This is a genomic window from Haloarcula marina (assembly GCF_024218775.1).
Lineage (GTDB): Archaea > Halobacteriota > Halobacteria > Halobacteriales > Haloarculaceae > Haloarcula > Haloarcula marina.
In genome coordinates this window covers 2,840,956-2,857,216 of record NZ_CP100404.1, presented here as the reverse complement: position 1 = coordinate 2,857,216, position 16,261 = coordinate 2,840,956, and the positions used below count along the sequence as shown (strand labels likewise).

Below are 16,261 nucleotides of genomic sequence, written 5' to 3'. Positions count from 1 at the left end.
TTGGTTACTGAGAAGAAATTCCCAAGTTGTGAAATGCTGTCACACTTCTCTTTCAGGGTGAATTTGAGCGTCACCCCGGCGGAAAATACGCGAGCCATAACTGGACACCTGCGAAGAAGATCAGAACGACTGATGTAAAGATAATCCATTTCTGAAATTGCTTCGGGCGCTTCACCGTCGAAATATAGTGCGAACGGTCCCAAACGCTGAACGCACTTGTAGGGTGTAGTGTGTATGTAGAATCACCAGGTTCGAGAGACCGAGGCTCGCTTTTTATATTGATACCGGATTTAATAGAAAATCCGAGGACTGCGTGGCCTTCATAGGTCAATGGTCCAGTTTCAACGGTCACTGTGGTCGTTTCACCCGGTGCAAGCTCCGTGCCCATCTTGACGTTCCTCGACCACACCACGTCGTCGTCAATTTCGATGAAAAAATGAACTGTCGTATCTTCTCGCCACTGTACATCAGAGTTGTTTGAAAAGGTAATCTCAACAGTCGGCTGAGAGTCTGTCCACAGAACCGGCGACGGTTTATCTTTAGGTTCAGCCCCTATTTCCAGCCCGTACAGGTCGTGCGTCTGAATGGCAGACATATACTTCTCGAAGTGGCATACACCAAGTTAAGAATTCGCCAACGCACGGCACTACAGAGCTTAACAAGCAGATGTACCAAACGGTAGTTGCAGTCCAGATGACTAAGTATTAAACTACGGTCTACACTAGAATAGAGGATTCTCGGGCACAAATATCCGACTCCACGACGGGAATAGTGAGATGTTAATCTGTTAAATAACGATATACGTATTCGGAGAAAGCTATATTCCACAGTGCAAATGTCAGTCCAAGAACTATCGTAGCGTAGAGGCCGTACCTCTCCCCAGTAGTCTGTACGACATACAGTGAATAAACCGTCAAGAATGGGAGAAAAAGAGCAACGGCCCTTTCTAAAACTCCGATATACTCCGCAGGACCTGCTTCTGCAACAAATTCGGAATATGATGGGATTTCCATTTTATACGAGTTGTATGCTCGATTAGTTGCAAATACACATAAAATTACTTCGTCCGAATTAGTGTGGGCATCCGAATACTAGTCAAACGCCAGCGACCGCGCCGAACACCTCGACGACCGCCGACCGCCCGCCGTGCTTCCACACCCAATCAATCGGCATCGGCCACCCGAGCGCGTGCTGTACCGAGTCGTCGGCGGCGATGAGCGCGAAGACGACGACGGCTACCCGGTGACGCCGCGGCCAGTATTCGGACCACGCCGGGCGGAAGGGAGCGAGTATCACCACCGCGTTCGCGGCGAGCGTCAGCGTCGCGCCGATAACGGGATAGCGCGGCCACACCAGCCCGAAGGCGACGACGCCGCCGAGGATGCCGCTCAGGACTATCCACGGCTCCCTGTCGCGGTGGTCGTCCCACACGATGAGGACCGGCACGAGCGCCGCCAGCAGCATCGTCACGTAGTGGTGCGGCAGGGCCGCGTTGCCGTCGGGAACGACGTGATACGGAAACATCACGGCTGTTGCTCCTCACTGTCGACAGCGTCGGCGTCCTCGACGCGAGGGCCGTACACCGCGTCGGCCATCGCCTGCTCGCTCTCCTTGCCCGGCGGAGCCTTGTACGGGAGCTTCGACGCGACCCACCGACCGAAGCCCTCGATGCGCTCCATGCCGTACCGGGTCGGGACCGCCATACCTGCCACGAGGCAGAGAACGGCGAGTGCGAGAGACTGTGCATCTGGGGTCGGAATCTGTGAGAGTTGTAGTGCTATCATGCGGTGTTGCCCGTGAAAGTCCACTTCACGTAATCGCTACTGCTGGTGTCCGTCTCGTAGTGCAGTACGAACCCGTCGATGTGGCCGTTTCCGTCGAAGGTGTAGTTCTCGACGTAGGTTCTTCCCCGGCTGGGACTCCACTCGTTGCCGCTGTCGAATACTCCAGCCGTCGCGGAACCCGAGACGTAGGAGTTCGTGAGTGAAACGGTCGTGCTGTAGATGCCGGTGCTACCGGGGTCCAGCGTGCCGCTCTCGTCGGTCGGCGTCCCGAGGTGCGCGTCAGCGTCCCCGGCGTGTGACGAGAGGGCCGACGCCGCGCCGGTCTGGTCGTCGGTGACGTTGTGGGGGTTGTCAGTCCGTCCCTCGTGCGTGCTTACCTCGCCGTCGACATACGGACGAGTCGCCACGCGGTTGCCCTGCTCGTAGAGGTCGGCGTCGACGGCCTCGGCGGTCATCGCGTCGAAGTCGAGACGGAATAGTTGCCGCTGGTCGTCGTACCGTTGCCAGCGGATGTGATTATCGGTCGCGTGCCATAGCGTCTCGATTCCGGTACCAGACGCCTCTATCTTGTTGAGGGCCGTGATGTTGCCCATTTCGAGGTGTAACGGTCCCTCGATGATGCGAACCTCTCCGTTGGGCGTGATGCGGAGCATCTTACTCCACGACGCCGCCGAGTCGTCATAGTGCCGGATACGGAAGTCGTCTTGGTACTTCCGCACGCCCCACTTGTCGGCGGTGTCGCTCTCCTCGGTCGCGTTGGTACCTCGGAGGTGCAGTCCCCGGTAGTCGTCTCCCACCTCGATGTTGCGGGCGAGGTCGAGGGGCGGTCCCGTTGACGCGGAGGTTCGACGCCAGCGCCAGCGCGAGGCCCTGCGTGCCGTCCTCGGTCAGCGGGTCCGAGACGGTCACGGGGTCGTGATGGTCGGCGGCAGAGACGCCCGCGATGTTGTCGTGCGAGATGGCCGACTCGTCTACCGCGAGGTCGTTGTTGCCGTCGACGGTGAGCGCGTTGCCGATTGCGAGGGCGAGTGCCTGTCCCGAGCGCGTCAGCGGGGCCGAGACGGTCACGGGGTCGTGATGGTCGGCGGGTGCCACGTTGTTGAGCTGGTCGTGGCTGATGTAGCCGGTCACGTCCCACGTCGACCCGTCGTAGACCTTCGCCTCACCCTGTCCGTCTGCACCGCCGTCCGTGTCGTACCACGAATCGCCCTTCTCGGGGTTGGCGGGTTCGGCGGCCTGCACGTAGTCCAGCCGCCGCCAGCGGATGCTTGGAGGAACGGCATTACTCGCCTCCCTCCTCGCTCTCGACGGTGCGAACGGTCGACAGTACGCGCTCCTCGATGAGTCGAAGCCGGGGCAGGACGCCCCGCAGGTGGCTGTCCTCGCCGGTGACGAGCTGGCGGGTGCGCTTGCTCCGGGTGGTGTTGGCCTGCACCTGCTGGAGTACCTGCCGGACCGCCGCGGCGACGTAGGTTGCCGCCCGCCGCCGTCACGATAGCCGCCGCTTGCACGACGTAGCCGGTGATGGGGTCCATCAGCGGCCACCTCCCGAGAGAGACGCCCCGAGCTGTGCGTAGGGTGCCAGCACCCACAACAGCGCGAGGAGTCCGATTGCTCCAGCGGCGAGCTTGAGGTTCCGACCGCCAGCGCCGCCGAGGTCGAGGCCGCCGCCGCCGTCCCCGTTGGAGTCGTCACCGGGAGGCTCCGGCGTCGGTACGTGTCCCTCTGCGACCGTCAGTACAGCCGACTCCGTGCCCGTCTCCATGCCGCTACCGGGCAGTCTGACGTTGGCCTCAATCTCGACTTCGCCGCCGTCCTCTGGGGCCGTGAACGTCGCCGTGTACGTCTCGTCGCGGGTGCCTACCTCGGTCGTCGTGTGGCACATCGGCCCCCTTCGTCCGGGTCGCTCCGTCCGGGCCGTGAAAGTCCACCTCGATAGTGTAGCCCGGCGGTGCGAGGCCGCATTTGTCGCCGTCCCACGGGTTGATGTAGGCCGCGCCGTTGGAAACGAGCGCGTCCACCTCGAAGGACTCGCCGGGGTCCACATGGTCCGGCACGTCGACGCGGCGCAAGATGATGTTGCCGCCCTTCGTCTCCGTCATGCTTGCGCCCCCTCGAAGATGATGCCCACGCCGTCACCGGCGCTGTTGGTCTTGATGTGCAGGTCTGCGGTCGTGGTGCCCTCCCAGCCGAATACGTTGCCGGGGTCGGTCAGCGGTACGAACTGCTCGGCGGCGTCTCCGAGGTACACGTCGCCGCTGTTGCCGGGAAGGTAGACGATGAGCGCCGCGCCCCCCGTCCGGTATCGTCAGGTCCGGCAGTTGCTCCGGGTCGGTCCCCGAGGTCGTCACCGTCTGGATGGTCGCACCGTCGGGGTTGCTGACCGCGGCCTCAATCGACTTCTGCCGCTTCTCGTTGCTGGGGGCCTGCGGGTTGCCGTCCTCGTCTTGGACGTTCAGTAATGTCCTCCACTCTGCCGTTAGAGTAGATGGTCACTCGCCGCTCACCTCCCAGCCGATAGGTTGGACTGTGTACGTGCGGGTCGTCGTGTCCGAGAGGTTGCGGCAGTAGACGGTAAGACGGCTCTCGAACCGCTTTGCCGGGATGAACGTCGGCACCATATCGTCTATGTCCGTCGGCGGGATGGGCGACGGGCCGTAGACGCGCTGGCCGTCCATCCACACCTCGTAAGACGAGTCCGGGTGCTTGCTCATCGCGAGGAACGGCAGGACGAACTCGGTGATACGCTGGCGCGGCTCGAAGGTGACGACGAGCTGTTGTCCGGGGTCCAGCTCGCGGGTGATGGGGTCGTTGTACCCCACGTCGCCGGGTTCAGGCTTCGGGATGACCGTCACGCCTGACCGCCCTCCTGCTTGATTCGCTGGCGCTGAGTCTCTACCTCGGCGTCGTCCATGTCCTCGACGACAGCCTCAGTTTCCGGCATGGGCAACCTCCTCGCTGACTGGCGATGAGTCCGGCCAGCGCGACTACGATACCGACGGCCTCGGGGTTCTGCTCGATGGTCGCTCGGAGCTGTGCCGGGATGCCCTGCTGGTGGCCGCCGTCGCCTCGGTCGTCAGGCTGACGGGGCGCGTTGGGCGGTGTGGCTCCCTCGGAGTTGTCCGGGTCGGCGTCGTTGACGCCTCCCGAATCCGTGCTGTCGTCAGGTCCGGGGACGTTAACCCTGACCGTCCCCGTCGCCATCGAGGACGTTGGGGCCGTCCTCGTTGTTGGCGTCCGGGTCGTCGCCGTAGTGGTCCGAGGGCATCCCGCCCCTCGTAGTTCGTCCGTGGTCGTCTCGCTCTCGTCAGGGTAGCCGATGCGCTGGCCGCTGACGGTGATTCCGCCGAACTCCTCGGCGGCCTGTATCTGTCGGTCGGTCGGTTCCCCGCCGTACCGCAGATTGTTGCTGAGACTACTGCGGAGGGCGTCGAGGGCTGATGCCGTTGGACGCTACGGGTTGTCGTCGCCGTCGGAGTCGTCCCCGATGCTCACCCCGTCGCTGTCCGAGGAGCTGGAGTCCGTCGACGTGTCCGACCCGTTCACCGCCTCGTCCCAGCTACTCGTATCGTCGTCGTAGATGGGCGCGTTGCCGCTGTCGTCGTCGGCGGTGTTGACTCCCGTTTCGGTGTTGGTGATGCTCCCGTCGTCCTCGATGACCATATCATCCCTCTCAGCCACCCATTGCTCCATCCCGTTGAGTTCGCTCATCGGCTATCACCGTCGCTGAAAGCCTCGTAAACGAGTGCGAGGAACAGTAGGATGTTGATGAGCTGGGCGGCCATCATCACATCGTCTTGGCTCCAGCCGGACCGCTCGACGGTCGCCGTCAGCGGGCCGTTCGTCTGACTGTTGCTCCCCGGTACGGACTCGTCGCTGTCGGCGTCGGTCGCCTCGAAAGTGACCGATTGCTCGAAGTCCTCGCCGGGGGTGCTGTCGCTCTCCCATATCGGCGTGTAATCGCTCGAAAATGGCATTGTGAGACTCCTACGCCTGCCCCATCGCCGCCTTGATTGCGGCGGTGAGGCCACGCACCTCACTCGACCCCCGCATGACCGGGACGTTGAGTAGGGCGTTGGTCGGTTCGGTGCCGTCGCCGTCGTTGTCGGTCCATCGGACCGTGTACGGTGCATCGAGGTACGCGATAACCTCCATATCAGCGCCGAGCCACGGGTGCATCTGACTGTCGGTGAGTCGCAGGTACTCGGGTTGCTCCAGCTGGGGTGCGGCGTTGACCAGACCGAGGTTAGCGGAGTACAACCGCTGGCTCTGCTTGGTCGACTCGCCCGGCGCTCGCTTCCGAAGCTCCAGAGAGGCCGCGTCTCCGGCGATGTAGTAGACGTGAACGTTGCTGTTGGTGTTGGGGTCCGTCACGTCGATGGTGTCGGCGTCGTAGTCCACGGCGTCCGGGGTGCCGTAGTACGTGCCGTCGAGCCACACGACGACCGACTGAGTAACCGGACTGTCCACGAGGTCGTGCGTGAGGCTGAACGTCTCGGAGTCGCCCGCGCTCCCGTCGCTGGTGAACTTCTCGTACGCCGGGATTGCGACTTTGAAGGGGTTGTCGCGCCCCTGTCGGATGTAGTGCGCCGTATCGACTCGGTAGGTGCCGATTTCAGACCGCTGGCCCTGCGAGTTGACCGACGTGTCCATCTTCTCCGGGGTGATGTGCCCCGGCTGGCGGGTCGTCTGCTCCAGTCGCTCGGCTAGCTCTGCCTCCATGAGTTACCGGCTCCGTTGCTCCACGGCGGCGGAGTCGATGAACGCCTGAGACTCCGACCAGTCGATTTGTGCCGCCGAATCACACATCAGGTACGCCGTGTCGATGTCGCGCACGTCGACGTACGGGGTGGGTTCTCCGGCCTTCGAGGGGTGCGACTCGGGGAACTGGAGAGTGAGCTTGCAGGCGTCGATGTTGTCGACGTTGCGTTGCTCGGTGATGGATAGCGTCACGTACTGGTCGATGGACTCGACCACCTCGGAGACGACCAGCTGGCCCGTGTGCCCGTTGGGTTCGATGACGAGGTACAGCGTGGTGTTGACCGGGAGCGGGTCGCCGTTGCTGTCGCGCAGGTCGAGATACAGGGGGAGGCCCTGCATCTCACCGCGTGCGATTTGGTTCAGGATTCGGAGGAACTGGCCGCGCTCCGGCGAGATTTCGAGGATGGGCGTCGGGACCGGACTCGACGGGGCGTTTTGAACCGGAGTGACCGCCTCCGCACTCTTGCCCTTCGACGCGTAGAGGTCTTGTCCCATCAGTTACCCTCCATCACGCGGGTTCGGAGTGCTTCGAGGGTGTGGACGCCGCCGCCGATAGCGACCTTGCGGCCCGCGCCGCCGTAGACAGCGCCGCCCGCCGCGACGGTCAGGCCGTAAGCCTCGTCGGGGAGGTCCTTGCCCATCTTGTTCTCGACGCCGTGCTTGACGAGTGCCGGTGCAGCGAATCCACCCATCACGAGGGCTACGTCCATGACGTACTCCTCGGATGCGAGGGTCGACATTGCATTACTAAAATCCATGCAACCCTACGCACGACTCCTCTACCCATCAAATACCGACGAACTGAAGAAGTACGATAGCAACCTGTGGCTTGCCCGGACTGTCCGAGCCAGTCAGAGGTCGGCCATGTCCATCAGCGCCCGGACCGCCTCGGCGTTGCACGGGGTACTACCGGGACGGTCCTTGCCGATACGTTCCTGTATCCGCTCGAAGCGTTTGGCGTCGTCTCCGTAGAGTGTTATTTGTGTCCTCATGCGCTGTACTCCGGCATTTGGAGGTGGTTGCCCTGACTCCCGTAGTGCGTGCTTTCCATGTTGACGTGCTGAGTGTTGATACGGCGGATTTCGCCGTCGTTGTTGCTGTATATCCACTCGCTACCGATGGTGTGGCCGTCCTCGTCGGTATGCTTCTGGAGCGTGGTCGGCGTCTCGCGGTCCGACGGCAACAGCTCGTCGGTCAGAGTCGACGCCGGGACGTTGGCCGCCGGGTTGTGCAGGTTGTCGGGGTACTCCACGTCGACGGCCCCGAGGTCGCCGCCCCGGAACCCGCCTAGAATCCGCTCCTGACATTGCGTACTCACGGTCAGGTCTATCTCCGCGAGTCGCTGAGTCACCCACATGGATGACGTGCCCTCGCCTCTCCCGGTCGTCGCTATCTCCTTGATGGGTTCGGGCAGTTTGACCTGCTGGGGTGCGACGAAGTGGGCCTCATCCACAACTACCAGCTCATCGCGCCGGAGCGTCCTCGACGCCGCCGCAATCTTGGTACAGACCTGCCGCCACTCGTCGGTAGTCACTTGGTGGTGACGCTCCAAGACGAGCATCGGATTTTCGTCGAGGATTGCCCGCCAGTCGTCCACGGAGAAGTGCAGTTCTCGCGGCCCAACTATCCAATGCGCGGCGTATCCTGCTTTGACGAGTCCCCGGTACTCTCCGCAGTAGTCCAGCACCGTGAGGGCGGCGTACGTATCGGCGTCGGCTACGTTCGTCTCCATCCACGCCTGAGCGTGGAACGACTTGCCCCAGCCGCTCTGTGCCGCCAGTAGCAGACTACTCACGCCTCGGTATCCTCCTCGGCGGCGTCAGCGGTCGTCAGCCGGATAGTCTCGCCCTGTGCCGTGCCGACCGTCTGCGCGTCTCCCTCGGCCAGCGCGGTCAGGTCCACCTCCCGAAGTATCGCGTGGTCTGGCCGGTCGTCGCGGTCGCCGGTCGCCGTCGACGCCCCGTGCATCTCGATGGCGGCGACGAGTCCGGCGACCAGCAGGCCGACGCCGATTGCCTCCAGCACGTCGCCTCGGGTGGCCCTCATTGCAGGCCCTCCGTGTTGGCGCGGATGGCCGCCTCGGTCGCCTCGCTCGCTCCGGCGAGTATGTCGGTCAGGGCGGTGGCGCGGTCGAACTCGACTACCTCCGCCTCGAAGCGAGAGAGTGAGATGCCCCACGTATTGACGGTGTGGGCGTCGGCCAGCGAACGGTCCGAGTGCATCGAGTCGGCCCCGTTCGCCCGGTACGTGTCGGCCCATCGCTCTATCTGTGCGTCCCACTCCTCGGGCGTCATCTCGGCGTAGTGAGCGAGTTGGGCGGCTTCCTCGCCGTCCAGCTCCTCGGGGCCGCATTGCCGAATCCACACCTCAGACAGCGACGGACCGCCGGGGCCGTAGCCGTCCACGAGGTCGATAATCTCGGCTACCCGCTCCTCTTTGTCGAGTCGGTCCACGTCGTCGGCGGCCTCGACGCCGAGGGTGTCGCGCTGGTCCATGACTGCCGCCCGTTGCTCCGTCTGGATTTCGGCCAGCACGTCAGCGAGCGCGCGGATACGGTCGCTTTCGTGGGGGTTGGTGAGTTCGGCCTTTGCCTCTCGCGCCTGCTTGAGTTTGTCCATCATCGTCAGAAGTTGAGTGCGTCCGTCAGTTCGCCGCTGAGGGCGTCCATTGCGTCTTTTGCGAGGTCCGTTTCAGTCAGGATGACCACCAGAGCGATGCCGAGAGTTCCGAGGGCGAGTGCCTGCCCCGGCGGTATATCCTGACCGACGCCGGACTGAGCCAGCCACTCGTCTACCTGCTGGTCCAGCTCGACAGGCGGGGCGCGGGCCAGCTCCTCTATGTCCTCGGCAGTCTTGCCCGTCTCGCCGTCGCTCTGCTCGGCCACTTCCCCGAGGACGAGTGCCAGCATCGTCACGTACTGGTCCCCCCACGACTCGCCTTCGATGCCTTCGAGGGGGTCGGGCATCTCGTCGGCCTGCTCGTCGCCGTCGTCGGTCGCCTCGTCGCCGTCGTCGTCGGCTTGGTCGTCAGACTGAGCGCCCGCCTCGGCCTCTATCTCCTCGGAGTCGATACCGAGTGCATCGAGGTCCACGTCGGCTTTCTCCTCGCCCTCGATTTCGGGGCGGTCGTCCTCCTCGACGGACTCGCTCTCCGGGCCGTCCTCCGCGTCGACCGGGGCCGCGCCGGGGTCGGACTCGTCGGTATCGGCCTCACTCATCCCACGTCACGCCTCCGTCTGCGTCGGCGGCGTCGTCGCGGTCGTCGCGGTCGCGGTCGCCGTCGCCGTCGCCGTCGGCAACCTCGCTCTCTATCTCGACGGGTTCGCTCGTCTCCTCGCTCTCTCTGGTCGCCATGATTGCGAGCAAAGCGAGCAACCCGACAGCGGCCAGCGCCTTGCCGATAGGGACGCCTCGCCCGCCGCCTTGATTCGCCTGATTCTGCTTGCTTCGGTCGCTCTCTGTCTGCTTCTCGCCGCTCTCCTGTTGCTGTATCGCCTGCTGTTGCTGGTACTCGTCGGCTTGGTCCATGTCTGAGGTGGTCGTCTGCTGGTCGTCGCCTTGCTCGTCCGGGTCGGATTCCGGCGCCTCGGCCTGCTCTCCGTCTGCTTCTTGCTGGTCGTCGCCTTGCTCGTCCGGGTCGTCGTCCTCTGTCTGTGCCTCCACGTCGGCTTTGAGGGCGTCCCAGTCGTGCTGTTGGTCGCTCTTTGCGTTGATGTGGGACCGGATGGACGCGAGAGACGCGCCCCCGGTGTGGTCGCACCCCTCTACGGGGCAGTAGTATGGCTGTTTCATCAGTAATCGAGTAGTCCCCCGCTGTCGGGGTATGCCTCTTTCTTCGCTTCTGCGGCGGCCTCCTGCAACTCTCTGTCAGCGTTGTGTCCCGTCACCTCGTTGGGCTGGAGTCGGTCGGTGAAGGCTTCCGCCACCTCCTCGGCGGTCGCCGCGTCGTCTGTCTCGACTATCTCCATCGGCCCGGCGGGGCCGGTCAGCCTGACGACCCATACGCCACGGCTGGGACTGTCGAGAGAGACGGAGTGCGGGCCGCCGCTCCACGTCGTGCCCTGCTGTCTCCACGCGGTCGGGGCCGTCTCGTTGCCCGCGTCGTCTGCTCCGGTGAGAGTCACCTGTTTTTCTTCGGCGGCTTCCTCGCTCTCCACCCCTACCGAGAGTGTGCCCTGTTGCTCGGCGGCGAACTGCTGGGCGCTCTCCGGGCCGTCCTCCGCGTCGACCGGGGCCGCGCCGGGGTCGGACTCGTCGGAGTCTGCGAAGTGGTCGAGCGTCCTCACTATCGGGATGTTGCCGGGCATCGCGTCGGCGGCGTCGAGGAGCGTGTGCAGGCGGTCGGGGTGCATCTCGTCTTGGCCGTTCGCCTCCCGAATCCGGTTGATGGCCCGCCACGCTTGCCGGGCGTTGATGGTCGATTCTCTCACCTGCGAGATGGCCGCCTCCAGCTCCCGTATCGCGCCTTTGTAGCCGGTCCAGCTCTTGCGGAGTGCCCCGGCTACCTCGGGCCGTAGCTCCATCTCGGGGTACTCGTCGCCGCCGACCGTCACCAGCTCGGTTTGCTCGCCCTCGTCGTCGCGGTCGTCGTCGAGGAACTGTGCCACCTCATCCTCGGAGTAGCCGCAGACGTTTTGAAGGAACTCGCACGCCTCGGGGTCGCCGTTCTCACACCCGCCTTCGGCGTGGTCGCACCCTTCCTTTCGCGCTCGGCGGGCGGCCCGGCCCGCCTTCTCCTCGACGCTCTCCGTACGCCGTTGGTCGCCGGACTCCCGGCCAGCTCGTTGCATCACCTCTCGATGCTCGTCCACCGTCAGCGTGCCGTCGTAGTAGCTCGTCCAGTCCTCGACGCCCTCGGCCTGCGCGATGCCCTTTACCGACCGGGCGTGCCCCTCGTTGGCGCGAGGTTGCGAGTAGTCGAGACGGTCGCGCTCGGCGTCAGATAGCGGTACCTGACCGGGGCCGCTGGACCGCTCGCCTTTGCCGTCCTCGGCCCGCAGGCGCTCGTCCTCTAACACGGCGTCGGGCGTGTCGGAGACGTACGCGACGGTCAACAGCCGCCGGTCGTCGTCTACCGGGCACAGGTAGTCCTCTCGTCTCTCTCGCGCCGCGTCGGCGGCGTCTTTACTTCCATACTCAATTCGCTCAGTCACTTCAGTAAGGTCCTCCGCGAGAACGGACGGACTTACTAGAAATAAAACCTGTTGATAAATTGATAATTAAGCAAGCAAAAAGAATGCAGTAGCCGACTGACTACGTATCTCTTTGCTGGTGAGTGTCCGCAACTACCGTGCAACTCTGAACGACGTGCCGCGGATAGTCACGCTTCGCACGACGGCGTGCGTCGCGTCGGTCTTCTGCTTTGACTTGGATGTGCGTCCGGGAGTTCGAGGCAGGGTTGTCAAGCGTCACCCGGTACGTTCCGCTCGCAGACTGCTCACGCATCTGCCCTCACACCTCCCTTCGCGGGGTCGTGCCGGGAGTACGGGCGGACGTGGACGGCCATATAGTCGCTCGGCGGAATCCCGTTCTGGAGGTGGACGTATCCGCGCTTCTCCAACCGACGGAGAAGGCGGTGAGCGTCGGTCTGGTCGATGTTGTCGACGGCCTGTGCCAGCGCTCGCTTGGCCGTTTCGCCCCGCACGATACCGCTCTTGGTTCGCTTCTTGCACAGCGTCCGGTACGCAACAGCGAGGTCGCGGTTGTCGGGGTCAGCGTAGGGTTCGAGTCCGCCGTCTTCACTCGGCTGGTTGACCTGCTGGCGGACGTACTTTTCGAGGTCGGCACTCATGTTGTCGACCTGCTCCTTGAACTGCTCTTTCAGGTGCGTAGGGAGCCGGAACGTGATTTTGTCGTTCCCGCTCTCCTCGTGCAGTTGGTTCCCGCCGGTCATGTCTGACTAGACACCTCCTCGTAAGACGTGGCGAAATCCCCATACGGCGCGCTGACAGCCGACGGGAATAGTACTTGTAGGACAGGGGGGCGGGGGGTCGCCGGAAGGTCTCGCGCTAGGGCGGGTGCGTGTGTGCGCGTCATCGGCGGCCCTCCGTCTTCTCTCGGGCGTCGGCCAGCAGGTTCCCGATAGTGCCGGGCGACCGACCGGACAGCCGTGCGTACTCCCGAACGCCGAGGCTCCCGAGGTCGCAGGTGAGGAAGGCGTCGAGTTCGGCAGGAGTAAGGTGGTCGTAAGCGGTCGGGTCGTCGTCGAGGCGGAGCCATGCTGGTGGCGCTGGGTACTGACGCCCCGTGTCGAGATGGGTCACGACGATGCCGCCACGGACCCACTGCCACCACAGAGAGGCGACGTGAGCGCACCATCCGCTGTGGAACTTGTAGCCCGCGCAGTCGCACTCGGCGGCGAGTGTGCGGCCTGTGAGTGCCCACAGAACGCGGTGGTAGTCGTCGCCGTCGGACAGGCTGACGATGCGCTCGGCGTCGTTCACAGCGCCGCCCTCGTCGTCCTCCTGCTGTGCGCGTTGCCACGCCGTCGACAGCGTCCAGTCGGCGGGCATGGAGAGCGTCGACGGCCCGCCCAGCATACCGGGCAGGTCGTCGCTTGCCTGCCAGCTACGGTCGGCGCGACTCATGGCCGACAGCCTCCCTCGTCGAGCGCCGGACAGCGTTTCAACTCGCGGTCGATGACGAAGCCGCAGATGGTACAGACTTCCCCGAGGTGGGCGTCAGCCGCGTGGCTCACGCTGACCACCTCGTTGAAGTGAAAAAGCGGCATAGAGGGCCGCTTTCCTTTATTTTGGAGTGGGACCGCCGAGATTCGAACTCAGGTCCTACCGACCCCATCGGCAGAGGATACCGCTACCCCACGGTCCCGCACTCGGGAGGAGGAGGCTGTTTTAATTAAGGCCTTCGCTTCACCGACGCCGTGGGCCGGTGTGACTCGGTCCGGTGGCCAGTTCGGCGATGGCGTTGGCGAGGTCCCGGAAGAACGGGGAGGGGTCCGAGAGCGAGAGGTAGTCACAGTTCGGATGCCGCCACAGCGACCAGACCGCGTCGGCGACGGCGCGGCCGAGGCCCGGCGGCTCCACGAGCGGGCAGGACTTGCTGACGATACTGTAGAGGTAGGACAACTCGCCGCGAAGGATGTGGGTGCCGACGCCCGTCTCGTAGGTAGATGGCTCGATTGGGTCGCCGCTGGCCAGTCGGAGGAGCGCCGTCGGATAGTCGGCCCCGGCGACGACATCCGTCGAGACGGACGCCCACAGACGCGGGTTCGCCTCCATCAGGAGGTAGCCGTCGTCGGTCCGGAGGAACTCCACCTCCGCGAGGCCGTGCCAGTCAAGTTCGTCGAGGAGGGCCCGTCCGAGTTCCTCCAGTTGCGGGTCGTACATCGACTCGCGATAGACGCTCGCGCCGCCCATGTAGTGGTACGCTCGATGCTGGCGGATTTGGCTCGTCAGGACGGGGTCGCCCTCGTCGTAGAGCGCGCGAAACGAGTACTCGCCGCCGCGGACGTACGACTGGACGAGGGGGACGTGCCCCATCCGCTGGACTAGCGCCTCTCGGTCGGGTTCGGTTCCGGGTTCGAGGTACACCGTCGAGGGCGGTTTCCGGAGGTGCGTCCCGTCGATGGCGGCGTCGTACTCCGCAGTGAGGAGTGCGTATCGCGACTTGACGACGTATTCGGTCGTCCAGTCGTCGACGGCAGTCAGGAGCGCTGACCGCGGGTACGGGACGCCAGCCCTGTCGGCGGCCTCGAACAGCGCCACTCGGTCCTGTGTCGTCCGAATTCGGTCGGAGTCCGGCCACACCGTGCGGAGGTGGTCGGCGAACTGGTCGCGATGCTTGCCGAACAGGAAGGCGTCCTGTTCGCGGGCCAAGACGAAGGTCAGGACCGACGGCCGGCGCGCGAGGTCAAGCAGTGCGGCCGTGTAGTCGGTCCGGTCGGCCAACGGTGGGAGCGGGACGAACTCCGTACAGTACCGCGAACTGGCACACGGCGGGCGAGCCAGTTCCGACGCGACGACGACGTCGACACCGTGACGACCGAGCGAACGGACCGTCGAGATACTGCTGGGAGACCCGCTGTCGAGGACGACGGCGCTCCCGGTCGTGTCCTCCATCGGTTTCTCAGGGGGACTGCGCCACATAGGTAACGAGCGAATTACCAAGGGGGAACAGCCACGCTGTGTCCGATAATCACCTCCTAGACGGTCGAATCAGTCAGACGAGAACGCGTTCGAGTTCGACGACCGTGCCGCTCTCGGCGGCCGGGTCGCCGACCAGCGTCCCCAGACAGACGGCGGCGTCGTCGGGCGTATAACAGGTAACGAGCGCTCCGTTCTCGGGTTTCGCGTCTCCGGCCGCGGCCGGTTCAGCGCGGATAATCCCCGGCGCGTACACCGGCGCGCCGTCGGCGACCGCGCGGGCGGCGCTCGGCGCGATGGTCACTCGCGGGAGGGCCACGAGCGCGCGTTCGGCGGGGGCGACTATCTCCCGGAGCGGCCTCTCGTCGCCGTCCTCGGCGAAGGCCAGCGCGTCCACGAGGTCGTACATCGTCGCGAGGTCAGCGTCGTCGAAGGTCCCCGTAGCCGTTCGCCGCAAGTCGCCCATGTGCGCCCCGGTGCCCAGCGCGAGTCCGATGTCGTGACACAGTTTGCGGATGTAGGTCCCCGACGCACACCGAACCCGAAGCAGGGCGCGGCGGTCCTCCCGTTCGAGTACGTCCAGCGCGTGGATGCGGCGACTCCGCAGTTGTCGCTTGACCGCGCTCTTGCGGGGCGGTTTCTGGTAAATCTCGCCTTCGAACTCGGCGACGACCTGGTTGAAGTCCGCGGGGGCGCTGTCGTGGAGTTCCAGCACCGTGACGTACTCTTTGACGGCGTCGTCGAAGACGCGGGCGGCGCGGGCGGCGTCGCCGAGTAGCATCGGCAGACAGCCGGTCACTTTCGGGTCGAGCGTGCCGCCGTGGGCCACTCGGTCCTGTCCGGTGGCGTCACGAACCCACGCGGCGACCTGATGGGCCGACGGGCCGGGCGGCTTGTCGAGGTTGACGACGCCGAACGAGAGCAGGTCGTCTACGTCCCGGTCGTCGGGTGGGCCACGGAGCGGCATGGCTCAGAACTCGTACCGGATGTTCTCGATGGGCGCTTTCCCCTCGTCGCCCTCCGGCCGGTAGGAGTCGATGGCGTGCAGCGAGACGGCGAGCACGCCCTGAGGGTCCCAGCGGGCGGTGTTGACCGAGATGTCGTAGATAGAGAGGTCGTCGAAGTCGATGTCGTAGTAGTCGCTGTAGCGCTGGGCCTCGCTCTCGCCGCGCTCTCTCGTCTCCGTTCGCGCTTGCTCGAACGGCTTGTTCTCTCGCTGGGCGATGCGGTCGGCGCGAACGTCCAGCGGCGCGGTCAACCAGAGTTTGATGTCGGCGTACTCGCCAGCCATCCACCCGGCGAGACGGGATTCGAGGACGAGGTTGTCGCGTTCGGCGGCGATGTCCCGCAGTCGACGGTCCAGGTCCCGGTCTATCTGGGCGTCCTCCTCGGCGGCCTTGTTGAGTTCGAGGGGCGTCATCCCCCGTTCCTCGGCCAGCGAGCGGAAGATGTCGCCGCCGCTGACGTGGTCGTAGTCCAGGGCGTCGGCGAGACTCTTCGCGAGCGTACTCTTCCCGCTCCCAGCGGGACCAGAGACGGTAATCAACATACGTCCTCTCCGCGAGAGGCGATAAAAGGAGTTGTGTCTTCGGGTCGAACGACAGCGCGGAAGCGA

The 16,261-nt window shown here is 64.6% G+C and carries 31 protein-coding genes and 1 tRNA gene; 1 reads left to right on the top strand and 31 read right to left on the bottom strand.

What is annotated here, in order from left to right; all coding sequences use genetic code 11:
• Window positions 1-70 precede the first annotated feature (70 nt).
• The 10 genes from NJQ44_RS15090 to NJQ44_RS15045 form a co-directional block, all read right to left on the bottom strand.
• Entirely contained in the window at window positions 71-595 is a 525-nt protein-coding gene (locus NJQ44_RS15090; protein ID WP_254272182.1) for a hypothetical protein, read from the bottom strand.
• Between the two features lie 184 nt (window positions 596-779).
• Entirely contained in the window at window positions 780-1,013 is a 234-nt protein-coding gene (locus NJQ44_RS15085; protein WP_254272181.1) for a hypothetical protein, read from the bottom strand.
• Window positions 1,014-1,095: 82 nt separating this feature from the next.
• The gene (locus NJQ44_RS15080) at window positions 1,096-1,524 is read right to left on the bottom strand and encodes a hypothetical protein (RefSeq protein WP_254272180.1); all 429 of its coding nucleotides are present in this window, start codon (window positions 1,522-1,524) and stop codon (window positions 1,096-1,098) included.
• Window positions 1,524-1,784 carry a hypothetical protein gene (locus NJQ44_RS15075; protein ID WP_254272179.1) on the bottom strand — a complete coding sequence of 87 codons (261 nt, stop codon included), beginning with the start codon at window positions 1,782-1,784 and terminating at the stop codon, window positions 1,524-1,526. The genes NJQ44_RS15080 and NJQ44_RS15075 overlap by 1 nt, the downstream gene beginning before the upstream one ends.
• A complete protein-coding gene (locus NJQ44_RS15070; protein ID WP_254272178.1) occupies window positions 1,781-2,581 on the bottom strand; it encodes a hypothetical protein in 801 nt (266 codons plus the stop codon). Before NJQ44_RS15070 ends, NJQ44_RS15075 begins: the two co-directional genes overlap by 4 nt.
• A complete protein-coding gene (locus tag NJQ44_RS15065) occupies window positions 2,463-3,026 on the bottom strand; it encodes a hypothetical protein (protein WP_254272177.1) in 564 nt (187 codons plus the stop codon). Before NJQ44_RS15065 ends, NJQ44_RS15070 begins: the two co-directional genes overlap by 119 nt.
• 40 nt (window positions 3,027-3,066) lie before the next feature.
• Window positions 3,067-3,219: a hypothetical protein gene (locus NJQ44_RS15060; protein ID WP_254272176.1), complete on the bottom strand. Its 153-nt coding sequence runs from the start codon at window positions 3,217-3,219 to the stop codon at window positions 3,067-3,069.
• Window positions 3,220-3,318: 99 nt separating this feature from the next.
• Window positions 3,319-3,669: a hypothetical protein gene (locus NJQ44_RS15055; RefSeq protein WP_254272175.1), complete on the bottom strand. Its 351-nt coding sequence runs from the start codon at window positions 3,667-3,669 to the stop codon at window positions 3,319-3,321.
• Window positions 3,578-3,886, bottom strand: a complete 309-nt coding sequence (locus NJQ44_RS15050; RefSeq protein WP_254272174.1) for a hypothetical protein — start codon at window positions 3,884-3,886, stop codon at window positions 3,578-3,580. Before NJQ44_RS15050 ends, NJQ44_RS15055 begins: the two co-directional genes overlap by 92 nt.
• Complete coding sequence (locus tag NJQ44_RS15045) at window positions 3,883-4,035, bottom strand: hypothetical protein (protein ID WP_254272173.1); 153 nt, start codon at window positions 4,033-4,035, stop codon at window positions 3,883-3,885. The genes NJQ44_RS15050 and NJQ44_RS15045 overlap by 4 nt, the downstream gene beginning before the upstream one ends.
• A gap of 28 nt (window positions 4,036-4,063) precedes the next feature.
• On the opposite strand from NJQ44_RS15045, the gene NJQ44_RS15040 reads away from it, so the two are divergent.
• The gene (locus NJQ44_RS15040) at window positions 4,064-4,246 is read left to right on the top strand and encodes a hypothetical protein (protein ID WP_254272172.1); all 183 of its coding nucleotides are present in this window, start codon (window positions 4,064-4,066) and stop codon (window positions 4,244-4,246) included.
• A gap of 30 nt (window positions 4,247-4,276) precedes the next feature.
• On the opposite strand, the gene NJQ44_RS15035 is transcribed toward NJQ44_RS15040, so the two are convergent.
• The 21 genes from NJQ44_RS15035 to cmk all read right to left on the bottom strand — a co-directional run bounded on the left by NJQ44_RS15035 (window position 4,277) and on the right by cmk (window position 16,195).
• Window positions 4,277-4,639, bottom strand: a complete 363-nt coding sequence (locus NJQ44_RS15035) for a hypothetical protein (RefSeq protein WP_254272171.1) — start codon at window positions 4,637-4,639, stop codon at window positions 4,277-4,279.
• A gap of 40 nt (window positions 4,640-4,679) precedes the next feature.
• On the bottom strand, window positions 4,680-4,988 hold the full coding sequence (locus tag NJQ44_RS15030) for a hypothetical protein (RefSeq protein WP_254272170.1): 309 nt from the start codon (window positions 4,986-4,988) through the stop codon (window positions 4,680-4,682).
• Window positions 4,989-5,237: 249 nt separating this feature from the next.
• Entirely contained in the window at window positions 5,238-5,495 is a 258-nt protein-coding gene (locus tag NJQ44_RS15025; RefSeq protein ID WP_254272169.1) for a hypothetical protein, read from the bottom strand.
• On the bottom strand, window positions 5,492-5,761 hold the full coding sequence (locus tag NJQ44_RS15020) for a hypothetical protein (RefSeq protein ID WP_254272168.1): 270 nt from the start codon (window positions 5,759-5,761) through the stop codon (window positions 5,492-5,494). Before NJQ44_RS15020 ends, NJQ44_RS15025 begins: the two co-directional genes overlap by 4 nt.
• 10 nt (window positions 5,762-5,771) lie before the next feature.
• Window positions 5,772-6,506 (bottom strand): hypothetical protein, encoded by a 735-nt coding sequence (locus NJQ44_RS15015; protein WP_254272167.1) that lies wholly within the window; start codon window positions 6,504-6,506, stop codon window positions 5,772-5,774.
• A gap of 3 nt (window positions 6,507-6,509) precedes the next feature.
• The gene (locus NJQ44_RS15010) at window positions 6,510-7,040 is read right to left on the bottom strand and encodes a hypothetical protein (RefSeq protein WP_254272166.1); all 531 of its coding nucleotides are present in this window, start codon (window positions 7,038-7,040) and stop codon (window positions 6,510-6,512) included.
• Window positions 7,040-7,285 carry a hypothetical protein gene (locus NJQ44_RS15005; protein ID WP_254272165.1) on the bottom strand — a complete coding sequence of 82 codons (246 nt, stop codon included), beginning with the start codon at window positions 7,283-7,285 and terminating at the stop codon, window positions 7,040-7,042. The genes NJQ44_RS15010 and NJQ44_RS15005 overlap by 1 nt, the downstream gene beginning before the upstream one ends.
• A 111-nt stretch (window positions 7,286-7,396) precedes the next feature.
• Window positions 7,397-7,537, bottom strand: a complete 141-nt coding sequence (locus NJQ44_RS15000) for a hypothetical protein (RefSeq protein WP_254272164.1) — start codon at window positions 7,535-7,537, stop codon at window positions 7,397-7,399.
• Window positions 7,534-8,340 (bottom strand): ATP-binding protein, encoded by an 807-nt coding sequence (locus tag NJQ44_RS14995; protein ID WP_254272163.1) that lies wholly within the window; start codon window positions 8,338-8,340, stop codon window positions 7,534-7,536. The genes NJQ44_RS15000 and NJQ44_RS14995 overlap by 4 nt, the downstream gene beginning before the upstream one ends.
• The gene (locus tag NJQ44_RS14990; RefSeq protein WP_254272162.1) at window positions 8,337-8,591 is read right to left on the bottom strand and encodes a hypothetical protein; all 255 of its coding nucleotides are present in this window, start codon (window positions 8,589-8,591) and stop codon (window positions 8,337-8,339) included. Before NJQ44_RS14990 ends, NJQ44_RS14995 begins: the two co-directional genes overlap by 4 nt.
• Complete coding sequence (locus tag NJQ44_RS14985; RefSeq protein ID WP_254272161.1) at window positions 8,588-9,166, bottom strand: hypothetical protein; 579 nt, start codon at window positions 9,164-9,166, stop codon at window positions 8,588-8,590. Before NJQ44_RS14985 ends, NJQ44_RS14990 begins: the two co-directional genes overlap by 4 nt.
• Window positions 9,167-9,168: 2 nt before the next feature.
• Window positions 9,169-9,762: a hypothetical protein gene (locus NJQ44_RS14980; RefSeq protein WP_254272160.1), complete on the bottom strand. Its 594-nt coding sequence runs from the start codon at window positions 9,760-9,762 to the stop codon at window positions 9,169-9,171.
• Window positions 9,755-10,336, bottom strand: a complete 582-nt coding sequence (locus tag NJQ44_RS14975) for a hypothetical protein (protein WP_254272159.1) — start codon at window positions 10,334-10,336, stop codon at window positions 9,755-9,757. Before NJQ44_RS14975 ends, NJQ44_RS14980 begins: the two co-directional genes overlap by 8 nt.
• Entirely contained in the window at window positions 10,336-11,697 is a 1,362-nt protein-coding gene (locus tag NJQ44_RS14970; protein ID WP_254272158.1) for a hypothetical protein, read from the bottom strand. Before NJQ44_RS14970 ends, NJQ44_RS14975 begins: the two co-directional genes overlap by 1 nt.
• 284 nt (window positions 11,698-11,981) lie before the next feature.
• Window positions 11,982-12,437, bottom strand: coding sequence for a hypothetical protein (locus NJQ44_RS14965; RefSeq protein ID WP_254272157.1), 456 nt, complete (start codon window positions 12,435-12,437; stop codon window positions 11,982-11,984).
• Between the two features lie 139 nt (window positions 12,438-12,576).
• Window positions 12,577-13,131: an SWIM zinc finger family protein gene (locus NJQ44_RS14960; RefSeq protein ID WP_254272156.1), complete on the bottom strand. Its 555-nt coding sequence runs from the start codon at window positions 13,129-13,131 to the stop codon at window positions 12,577-12,579.
• On the bottom strand, window positions 13,128-13,274 hold the full coding sequence (locus NJQ44_RS14955) for a hypothetical protein (protein WP_254272155.1): 147 nt from the start codon (window positions 13,272-13,274) through the stop codon (window positions 13,128-13,130). Before NJQ44_RS14955 ends, NJQ44_RS14960 begins: the two co-directional genes overlap by 4 nt.
• A gap of 27 nt (window positions 13,275-13,301) precedes the next feature.
• A tRNA-Pro gene (locus NJQ44_RS14950) sits at window positions 13,302-13,372 on the bottom strand.
• 41 nt (window positions 13,373-13,413) lie between these two features.
• Window positions 13,414-14,622, bottom strand: a complete 1,209-nt coding sequence (locus tag NJQ44_RS14945) for a carboxylate--amine ligase (protein ID WP_254272154.1) — start codon at window positions 14,620-14,622, stop codon at window positions 13,414-13,416.
• Between the two features lie 100 nt (window positions 14,623-14,722).
• Entirely contained in the window at window positions 14,723-15,613 is an 891-nt protein-coding gene (locus NJQ44_RS14940; protein WP_254272153.1) for an RNA-guided pseudouridylation complex pseudouridine synthase subunit Cbf5, read from the bottom strand.
• Between the two features lie 3 nt (window positions 15,614-15,616).
• Window positions 15,617-16,195: a (d)CMP kinase gene (cmk, locus tag NJQ44_RS14935; protein WP_254272152.1), complete on the bottom strand. Its 579-nt coding sequence runs from the start codon at window positions 16,193-16,195 to the stop codon at window positions 15,617-15,619.
• Window positions 16,196-16,261: the final 66 nt, after the last annotated feature.

Excerpts from the sequence above, each read along its gene's own strand:
- NJQ44_RS14980 (WP_254272160.1), bottom strand. The coding sequence starts at position 9,762 with ATGAGTGAGGCCGATACCGACGAGTCCGACCCCGGCGCGGCCCCGGTC.
- NJQ44_RS14990 (WP_254272162.1), bottom strand. The coding sequence starts at position 8,591 with ATGAGGGCCACCCGAGGCGACGTGCTGGAGGCAATCGGCGTCGGCCTG.
- NJQ44_RS15085 (WP_254272181.1), bottom strand. The coding sequence starts at position 1,013 with ATGGAAATCCCATCATATTCCGAATTTGTTGCAGAAGCAGGTCCTGCG.
- NJQ44_RS15010 (WP_254272166.1), bottom strand. The coding sequence starts at position 7,040 with ATGGGACAAGACCTCTACGCGTCGAAGGGCAAGAGTGCGGAGGCGGTC.
- NJQ44_RS15080 (WP_254272180.1), bottom strand. The coding sequence starts at position 1,524 with ATGTTTCCGTATCACGTCGTTCCCGACGGCAACGCGGCCCTGCCGCAC.
- cmk (WP_254272152.1), bottom strand. The coding sequence starts at position 16,195 with ATGTTGATTACCGTCTCTGGTCCCGCTGGGAGCGGGAAGAGTACGCTC.
- NJQ44_RS15050 (WP_254272174.1), bottom strand. The coding sequence starts at position 3,886 with ATGACGGAGACGAAGGGCGGCAACATCATCTTGCGCCGCGTCGACGTG.
- NJQ44_RS15055 (WP_254272175.1), bottom strand. The coding sequence starts at position 3,669 with ATGTGCCACACGACGACCGAGGTAGGCACCCGCGACGAGACGTACACG.
- NJQ44_RS15025 (WP_254272169.1), bottom strand. The coding sequence starts at position 5,495 with ATGAGCGAACTCAACGGGATGGAGCAATGGGTGGCTGAGAGGGATGAT.
- NJQ44_RS15015 (WP_254272167.1), bottom strand. The coding sequence starts at position 6,506 with ATGGAGGCAGAGCTAGCCGAGCGACTGGAGCAGACGACCCGCCAGCCG.
- NJQ44_RS15090 (WP_254272182.1), bottom strand. The coding sequence starts at position 595 with ATGTCTGCCATTCAGACGCACGACCTGTACGGGCTGGAAATAGGGGCT.
- NJQ44_RS14960 (WP_254272156.1), bottom strand. The coding sequence starts at position 13,131 with ATGAGTCGCGCCGACCGTAGCTGGCAGGCAAGCGACGACCTGCCCGGT.
- NJQ44_RS15040 (WP_254272172.1), top strand. The coding sequence starts at position 4,064 with ATGAGCGCCGCGCCCCCCGTCCGGTATCGTCAGGTCCGGCAGTTGCTC.
- NJQ44_RS14975 (WP_254272159.1), bottom strand. The coding sequence starts at position 10,336 with ATGAAACAGCCATACTACTGCCCCGTAGAGGGGTGCGACCACACCGGG.
- NJQ44_RS14965 (WP_254272157.1), bottom strand. The coding sequence starts at position 12,437 with ATGACCGGCGGGAACCAACTGCACGAGGAGAGCGGGAACGACAAAATC.
- NJQ44_RS14955 (WP_254272155.1), bottom strand. The coding sequence starts at position 13,274 with ATGCCGCTTTTTCACTTCAACGAGGTGGTCAGCGTGAGCCACGCGGCT.
- NJQ44_RS14945 (WP_254272154.1), bottom strand. The coding sequence starts at position 14,622 with ATGGAGGACACGACCGGGAGCGCCGTCGTCCTCGACAGCGGGTCTCCC.
- NJQ44_RS15075 (WP_254272179.1), bottom strand. The coding sequence starts at position 1,784 with ATGATAGCACTACAACTCTCACAGATTCCGACCCCAGATGCACAGTCT.
- NJQ44_RS15005 (WP_254272165.1), bottom strand. The coding sequence starts at position 7,285 with ATGTCGACCCTCGCATCCGAGGAGTACGTCATGGACGTAGCCCTCGTG.
- NJQ44_RS15030 (WP_254272170.1), bottom strand. The coding sequence starts at position 4,988 with ATGGCGACGGGGACGGTCAGGGTTAACGTCCCCGGACCTGACGACAGC.
- NJQ44_RS15020 (WP_254272168.1), bottom strand. The coding sequence starts at position 5,761 with ATGCCATTTTCGAGCGATTACACGCCGATATGGGAGAGCGACAGCACC.
- NJQ44_RS14985 (WP_254272161.1), bottom strand. The coding sequence starts at position 9,166 with ATGATGGACAAACTCAAGCAGGCGCGAGAGGCAAAGGCCGAACTCACC.
- NJQ44_RS14940 (WP_254272153.1), bottom strand. The coding sequence starts at position 15,613 with ATGCCGCTCCGTGGCCCACCCGACGACCGGGACGTAGACGACCTGCTC.
- NJQ44_RS15000 (WP_254272164.1), bottom strand. The coding sequence starts at position 7,537 with ATGAGGACACAAATAACACTCTACGGAGACGACGCCAAACGCTTCGAG.